This is a genomic window from Streptomyces sp. NTD91 (assembly GCF_059510455.1).
Window position 1 is genome coordinate 20,645 of record NZ_JCAJZW010000069.1, and the last position, 6,608, is coordinate 27,252.

The following is a 6,608-nucleotide window of genomic DNA, read 5'->3' on the forward strand; positions in this document are numbered from 1 at the left end:
CGGGGACCTAGCGTAATGGGCGTGCCGCTCGCCCGGGCACACGGGGTCGGATCCCCCTCTCTCCGCTCAGCCCGAGCGGGGGACCCCCGCCCCGTGCTCCACCCCGTGCGATCCCCCACCGGTGCAACCCCCCACTGAGGAGACTCATGTTCGGGTTCAGACGTGCCAGACAGAGCGCCGCGACGCTGGTGGCCACCGCCGCCGCCGCGGCGACCACGCTGCTCGCCTCCCCCACGGCGAGCGCGGCCCCGCAGCCCGTCGTGGGCGGTACGACCACCACCACGGCGGCCTATCCGTTCGTCATGCAGATCACCGACGCGTCCGGCAACCAGTTCTGCGGCGGCACCCTGGTGGCCGCCACCAAGGTCCTGACCGCCGCGCACTGCATGGCCGGCGAGTCCCCGAGGCGCGTCCGCGTGGTCGGCGGCCGGACCTATCTCAACGGCACCGACGGCACGGTCAGCAGGGTCAGCAAGATCTGGGTGAACCCGGACTACACGGACGCCACCAACGGCAAGGACGTGGCCGTCCTGACCCTGTCGACGTCGATGCCGTACAAGCCGGTGCCGTACGTCTCCTCGTCGCAGACGGGCGTGTACGCGGCCGGCACCACGGCCCGGATCCTCGGCTGGGGCACCACCTCGGAGAACGGCAGCTCCTCCAATCAGCTGCGGACCGCGACCGTCCCGGTCCTGTCCGACTCCGACTGCCGTTCCTCCTACGGTTCGGGCTACGTCCAGTCCGACATGGTGTGCGCCGGATACTCCTCCGGCGGCGTAGACACCTGCCAGGGCGACAGCGGCGGTCCCCTGCTCATCGGGGGCGTCCTGGCAGGGATCACTTCCTGGGGCGAGGGGTGCGCGGAGGCCGGCTACCCGGGTGTGTACACCCGGCTGGCCACCTTCTCGGACCTGGTGACCGCGCAGGTCGACTCATGACCGCGCAGGTCCGCTCGTAACCCGGAAGAGGGACACCTGAGCACCCCTCAGGTAGATGCCAGGGGGGCGTTGCGAGCCACCACGAGCGGCCCGCAGCGCCCCCCTCTCCACGTTCACCCCCGTGGAACGCGGGGTCACCTGTCGGCCGTGAGCCTCCCGGCCGTGCCCCAGCTGTCCGCGGGGACCTCGTGGATCCACACCTGCACGGTCTCCGCCGGGATCCGGTAGGCGTCGACGAAGGCGTCGGTGACCCGCTTGACCAGCTCCCGCTTGAGCTCGGCGTCGCGCGGGCCCTGCTGGATGGTGACGATCGGCATGATCGGACTCCCTTGAACGGTTGCTCCTTCTCGGTGACTCCAGTCCATCGCGCCGGGCGGTGCCGACCAAGGAGCAGTCCGCGACCGCGGCGATCAGCTTTCCTGATCGCCGCAGGCCAGGAGCAGTTTCTCCAGGTGCGGCGAGGGGTCGGTGGCGGGCACCGCGAGGCCGGTGGCCAGGGCGAGGCCGGGTGCGCGGAAGGGGAGGTACGCCACCCGGGGCGTGGCGAGCACGCGCGCGTGGGAGGCGAAGACGACCGTCCACAAGGGGCGGGCGCCGATGGTGGCGAGGGTGTCGTGCAGGGTGCCGCCGGCCGGTCCGGGCACCGGCTCGAACCCGGCCGCGCGGCAGGCGTCGAGGACCAGGTCCACGAGGGCGGGGTTGTTGCGGCGTGCGGTCAGGGCGAGGGGCAGGGCGGCGAGGTCCGCGAGGTCGATCTCGCCGCGTGTCGCCAGCGGATGCGTGGCGGGCAGCGCGGCGACCAGCGGGTCGGGCCACAGGGGCACCACCCGTAGGCCGTCCGGGGGTTCGGCCGAGCGCACGAACGCGGCGTCCAGCCGGCCCGCTGCGACCCGGTGCAGCCGCTCACCGGCCGGCAGCGAGACCAGCTCCACCGGCACCTCGGGCGCCCGCTCGGCGAACGCGGCCAGCACCCGATCGAGATGCGCGCCGAGCCCGGTGCTGGTGCCGAGCCGCAGTCCGGCGGGCGCGGCCACCGCGGCCCGTGCCTTCTCCGCCGCCGCGAGCACCGCCCGCGCCTCGGGGAGCAGCCGCTCCCCCGCCCCGGTCAGCCGCACCCGGCGCGGCGAGCGGTCGAACAGCTCGGCGCCCAGCTCCCGCTCCAGCCGCCGGATCTGCTGGCTGACCGCCGACTGCACGATGTGCAGCCGTTCTGCGGCCCTGCCGAAGTGCAACTCCTCGGCGACGGCGACGAAATAGCTGAGCTGGCGGAGTTCCATGCGCCGACTGTAGAGGCCGCGCAGAAACGTCTCCAGGCCGCTCGGGCCGGGGTGCGCGTCGGGCAGGGTGCGTGCGCCGTGCGAGGACCATGAGGGTGTGGTGGTCCACGGGCGGCCGCTGTGCCGTTGCGGCATGAAGCTGCGCGACCCGCTGCTCCTCACCGGTCCGCGCCGCACCGGGTCACCATCTCTCGGGACCCAAAGGCGGCCTCCTTCGTACGGTCCGTCCGTGATGGCGACGAGGCCGTGCGACCGTGACGGTGCCCGGCCGACCCCCCGGTGAACCTCCGGAGACGGCGTCGACGGCGGCGATCCCGTCGTACGCGCCGCACCTGCCGTCTCGGCGTCAGGGCCCGGGGGCGGGGACGCCGAGCGGCCTCAGGGCCGTACCACGGCCCCGAAGCGGATGTCGTAGGGCGTGTCCGGGTGAAGGACGCGGAGCATCCGCTCCCCCTCCGCGGCCACCTCGTCCCGGAGGCGCGCGGTCAGCTCGGCGAACGGCTCGATGACCAGGGCGTCCGCGTCCAGCTTCCACAGGCCCGCCAGGAAACCGTCCACCAGCAGCGTGCGGTGGGCCTGGTTGCCCCGCCAGTGCCGGCCCCGGTGCGCGGGCGGTACGACGCGGGCGCGGTCGGCGTGGGACAGCAGGAGATTGTCGAACTCGGGCAGGAAGCGGGGCGGCGCCGGGGTGTCCGGGTCGGGGCGCGGGGCGCCGGGAAGGTCGAACAGCTCGGCGCCGGCCGGGTCCCGGAAGGTCAGGAGCCGGGGGCGCAGCCGCTCGAAGGTGTCCCGCAGGCGGCTGAGCCCGGCCCATGTCTGCATGTCGTTGACCGACGCCGGACCGAACGCGGCGAGGTAGCGCACGACCACGGACTCCGGTTCGGGGGCCGTCCCGGCCGGGCGGCCGAGCCAGTGCTCGGCGGTGGTGAGGGCGACCTGGCCGCTGCGGCCCCACAGTCCGCGTGGGGTGACCTGGACCAGCGGCAGGGTGCAGCGGGCGGCGACGGCGAGGGCCCGCGGATCGGCGTCCGGCCATCGCGCGCCCAGCGCCTGCCGCAGCTGGGCCATGGTCCGCGGCTCGGCGTCCGGCCATCGCGCGCCCAGCGCCTGCCGCAGCTGGGCCATGGTCCGCGGCTCGGCCTCGACCAGCTCGCGGACGAGGCCGGCCAGCACCTTCAGGTCGACGCCGGTCAGGCCCGCGCGGAACTGGCCCAGCTCCCGGTCCCGGGCCGGCTGGACGAAGGGCCGCAGGGCGAGGCAGTCGTCGGCGGTGTGGGTGTGCAGGGTGGAGCGCAGAGTGACGATCCGGACGGCCTCGCGGCCGGCCATGAGCGCGGACAGCTGCCGCGGCCCGAAGCCGTCGAGGCGGGCGGCGAGGGCGTAGTACGGCGGCTGGACGCTCTGCGCCTGGAGCCCCAGCAGGTGGGCGACGGCGTCGAGGGGCGGGAGCGGCGAGCGGCGCAGCAGCAACTGCCGCTCCAGAGTGGCCCGGTTGAGGGCTCGGATGTCCAGGAGGGGGGCCTTCGTCGTCCTGCTCTTCGTCATGGCCGCACGCTAACGGGGATCGCGGACACCGTCCGTCCGCGATCCCCGGCCCGCCCCGTGCTCGACGGAGCGGGACCGGCTGCAGCGGGCGGCGGCCGGGAATGACCGTGCCGTGACGGGCGCTTGCACCACTGATCACCGAGTGACCACCGCCCGGCGAGGAGTGGGGATGACCGAGGCGTTGGTACCGGGCGGCGGCGGGGTGGGCGGGATCGCCTGGATGACGGGGCTGCTCACCGGGCTGGCCGAGTCCGGCCAGGACGTCAGCGGGGCCGACCTGCTGGTGGGGACCTCCGCGGGGTCCGCCGTGGCCGCCCAGCCGAGCAGTGGGCTGAGCCTTCAGGAGCTGTACGACCGGCAGGTGGACCCCGCGTTGCAGTCCGACGGGATCATGGCCGAGCTCGATCCGGAGAAGTTCCTGGCGGAACTCGGCGCCGCGACGGGTTCGGCCGCCTCCCCGGCCGAACTGCGGCGCGTTTGACGGCTCGCTCCCCCGTGCGCGTCATGACCCCGAGGTCACTGCGCGTACCGCCCCGGTCCTACTGGTGTGCACGGGGGCGTCACGCGGGGACGGGAAGGCAGCACGAGCGCGGGACGGCAGCTCTCCGGGTGGCGCGCCCACGAAGCACCCCACCGGCGCCGCACCTCAACGCCTGAGGGCGGCCAGCACCTCCTTGTCCGAGAGCTGCCCGAAGTCCTCGTACCACTGCCCCACCGCGCTGAACCCGGCCGGCTGGTGCGGGCAGACCACCCTGTCGGCCTCGCCGGCGAGCCGCTCCACGGAGTCGGGCGCGCCGACGGGCACGGCGAGGACCAGGTGCGCGGGCCCCCGGCGCCGCACGTGACGCAGCGCCGCACGGGCGGTGGCGCCGGTGGCCAGGCCGTCGTCGACGACGATCACGGTACGGCCCGCCGGATCCGGCGCCGGGCGGCCGCCGCGGTAGCGCTCCTCGCGGCGGCGCAGCTCCTGCCGCTCGCGTGCGACCACCGGGGCCATGGATTCCTCGGTCAGGCCGAGCCTCTCCAAGGTGCCGGGGTTGTAGAGGGGCGGGTCGTCCCCGACGAGCGCGCCTACGGCGAACTCCTGGTGGTGCGGGGCGCCGATCTTGCGGACGACGAGGACGTCGAGTGGCGCGTCCAGGGCACGGGCGACGGGCTCGGCGACGGCGATGCCGCCGCGCGGCAGGGCGAGGACGAGGGGGTCGGCGAGGGCGCCCTGTGCCCGCAGTCCGCTCAGCAGCCCGGCGAGTTCACGCCCGGCTTCGGCCCGGTCCCGGAAGCGCATGACCGTCCTCCTTCGCGGCGCCCCTCCTTCCAGGGTGCTACCGGTCGGCCCCACGAAGCACGCCGTGACAGCATTCGAACACATGGACTATACACTGAGTGTATAGTCGCCGCATGCCTCAATCGACCGACACGATCCCGGCGCCGACGCACGCGACGACCAAGAAGATGCGCGAAGCCGCCCGAAGGTTGCGTCCGGCCGCGCTCGCCTCCGCCGCCCTCGGACTGGCGCTCACGCTGTCCGGCTGCGCCCAGGTCGACACGACCTCACCGAGCACCGCGCGGGCAGCGGCGGCACACGGCGCGCCGGCGGCGTTCGGGACCGTCGACTGCCGCGAGGCCAAGTGCATCGCACTCACCTTCGACGCGGGCCCCAGCGAGAACTCCGCACGGCTGCTCGACATCCTCAAGCAGAAGAAGGTCCCGGCCACCTTCTTCCTGCTCGGCAAGAACCACATCGAGAAGTACCCGCAACTGGTCAGGCGGATGGCCGCCGAGGGTCACGAGGTGGCGAGCCACACCTGGGACCACAAGATCCTCACCCGGATATCGGACGCGCAGATACGCGAGGAACTCGAGCGACCCGACGACGCGATCGAGCGGCTCACCGGGCGCAGACCCACGCTGATGCGCCCCCCGCAGGGCCGTACCGACTCCGACGTGCACAAGATCGCCAAGGAGATGGGGCTGGCGGAGGTGCTGTGGAGCGTGACCGCCAAGGACTACACCACCGACGACTCGAGGCTCATCACCGAGCGGGTCCTGGACCAGGCCTCGCGCGACGGGATCATCCTGCTGCACGACATCTACCGGGGTACCGTGCCCGCCGTGCCCGGCATCATCGACGCGCTCAGGGCGCGCGGCTACGTCTTCGTGACGGTGCCTCAACTGCTGGCGCCCGGCAAGGCGGAACCGGGAAAGGTGTACCGGCCCTGACGCCCGCGCCCGAGGCGCGCGGGAGGCCGGACGCCCGGCCTTACCGTCCGCAGTGCCTACGATCGTGCCGTGCCGATCTTCTCCTTCGCCCGTACGGCCCCGCTCCCCCTCGACGAGGCGTGGCGCCGGCTCACCGAGTGGCCCCGCCACGCCGACGCGGTCCCGCTGACCCGGATCAGGGTGCTCACCCCGGGGCCCACGGGCGTGGGGACGCGCTTCGTGGCCCGCACCGGCGTCGGCCCGCTGGCCCTCGACGACGTGATGGAGGTGACGGTCTGGCGCCCGCCGGCCGACGGCGAGGGCGGGCTGTGCCGCCTGGAGAAGCGCGGCCGGACGGTGCTGGGGTGGGCGCAGATCGAGGTCCTGCCGGGTCCCGGGGGCCGCAGCCGGGTGCTGTGGCGCGAGGAGGTGCGCCTGCGCCTCCTGCCCCGCGCCTTCGACGCCGTACTGGAGGCCCCGGCCAGGTACGTCTTCGGACGCGCCGCGAACCGGCTGCTCAGACAGGCGTGAGCGGGCAGCCGGGACGGGCCGGCGGACGACCGCCGGCCCGTCGCACGGCCCAGGGGAGCGCCTAGAGGGCGTGTTTCGAAAGTCCCGTCTGGTCCGCGACGCCTGGCACGGCACCTCG

At 74.0% G+C, this 6,608-nt stretch carries 8 protein-coding genes; 4 read left to right on the forward strand and 4 right to left on the reverse strand.

Annotation, left to right across the window (positions count from 1 at the left end):
• Positions 1-146: 146 nt before the first annotated feature.
• A complete protein-coding gene (locus AC5WRT_RS36790) occupies positions 147-938 on the forward strand; it encodes a S1 family peptidase (protein WP_496098525.1) in 792 nt (263 codons plus the stop codon).
• A gap of 134 nt (positions 939-1,072) precedes the next feature.
• Here AC5WRT_RS36790 and dmpI read toward each other — a convergent pair whose 3' ends face one another.
• The 3 genes from dmpI to AC5WRT_RS36805 all read right to left on the reverse strand — a co-directional run bounded on the left by dmpI (position 1,073) and on the right by AC5WRT_RS36805 (position 3,760).
• Entirely contained in the window at positions 1,073-1,255 is a 183-nt protein-coding gene (gene dmpI, locus AC5WRT_RS36795; protein ID WP_496098526.1) for a 4-oxalocrotonate tautomerase DmpI, read from the reverse strand.
• Between the two features lie 93 nt (positions 1,256-1,348).
• Positions 1,349-2,215, reverse strand: coding sequence for a LysR family transcriptional regulator (locus AC5WRT_RS36800; protein ID WP_496098527.1), 867 nt, complete (start codon positions 2,213-2,215; stop codon positions 1,349-1,351).
• A 378-nt stretch (positions 2,216-2,593) separates the two neighbouring features.
• The gene (locus tag AC5WRT_RS36805) at positions 2,594-3,760 is read right to left on the reverse strand and encodes a winged helix DNA-binding domain-containing protein (RefSeq protein ID WP_496101020.1); all 1,167 of its coding nucleotides are present in this window, start codon (positions 3,758-3,760) and stop codon (positions 2,594-2,596) included.
• Positions 3,761-3,929: 169 nt separating this feature from the next.
• Between AC5WRT_RS36805 and AC5WRT_RS36810 the strand changes: the two genes are divergently transcribed.
• Positions 3,930-4,241 carry a hypothetical protein gene (locus AC5WRT_RS36810; RefSeq protein ID WP_496098529.1) on the forward strand — a complete coding sequence of 104 codons (312 nt, stop codon included), beginning with the start codon at positions 3,930-3,932 and terminating at the stop codon, positions 4,239-4,241.
• A 165-nt stretch (positions 4,242-4,406) separates the two neighbouring features.
• Here the strand turns inward: AC5WRT_RS36810 and AC5WRT_RS36815 are convergent, their stop codons facing one another.
• Positions 4,407-5,045: a phosphoribosyltransferase gene (locus AC5WRT_RS36815; RefSeq protein ID WP_496098530.1), complete on the reverse strand. Its 639-nt coding sequence runs from the start codon at positions 5,043-5,045 to the stop codon at positions 4,407-4,409.
• A gap of 167 nt (positions 5,046-5,212) precedes the next feature.
• On the opposite strand from AC5WRT_RS36815, the gene AC5WRT_RS36820 reads away from it, so the two are divergent.
• Together AC5WRT_RS36820 and AC5WRT_RS36825 are read left to right on the forward strand one after the other, a co-directional pair.
• On the forward strand, positions 5,213-5,980 hold the full coding sequence (locus AC5WRT_RS36820) for a polysaccharide deacetylase family protein (RefSeq protein ID WP_496098532.1): 768 nt from the start codon (positions 5,213-5,215) through the stop codon (positions 5,978-5,980).
• A gap of 69 nt (positions 5,981-6,049) precedes the next feature.
• Positions 6,050-6,490, forward strand: coding sequence for an SRPBCC family protein (locus AC5WRT_RS36825; RefSeq protein WP_496101021.1), 441 nt, complete (start codon positions 6,050-6,052; stop codon positions 6,488-6,490).
• Positions 6,491-6,608 lie beyond the last annotated feature (118 nt).

What these genes read in the sequence shown, in the direction of transcription:
- AC5WRT_RS36820 (WP_496098532.1), top strand. Translation starts at nt 5,213, where the DNA reads ATGCGCGAAGCCGCCCGAAGGTTGCGTCCGGCCGCGCTCGCCTCCGCC.
- AC5WRT_RS36815 (WP_496098530.1), bottom strand. Translation starts at nt 5,045, where the DNA reads ATGCGCTTCCGGGACCGGGCCGAAGCCGGGCGTGAACTCGCCGGGCTG.
- AC5WRT_RS36800 (WP_496098527.1), bottom strand. Translation starts at nt 2,215, where the DNA reads ATGGAACTCCGCCAGCTCAGCTATTTCGTCGCCGTCGCCGAGGAGTTG.
- dmpI (WP_496098526.1), bottom strand. Translation starts at nt 1,255, where the DNA reads ATGCCGATCGTCACCATCCAGCAGGGCCCGCGCGACGCCGAGCTCAAG.
- AC5WRT_RS36810 (WP_496098529.1), top strand. Translation starts at nt 3,930, where the DNA reads ATGACCGAGGCGTTGGTACCGGGCGGCGGCGGGGTGGGCGGGATCGCC.
- AC5WRT_RS36790 (WP_496098525.1), top strand. Translation starts at nt 147, where the DNA reads ATGTTCGGGTTCAGACGTGCCAGACAGAGCGCCGCGACGCTGGTGGCC.
- AC5WRT_RS36805 (WP_496101020.1), bottom strand. Translation starts at nt 3,760, where the DNA reads ATGACGAAGAGCAGGACGACGAAGGCCCCCCTCCTGGACATCCGAGCC.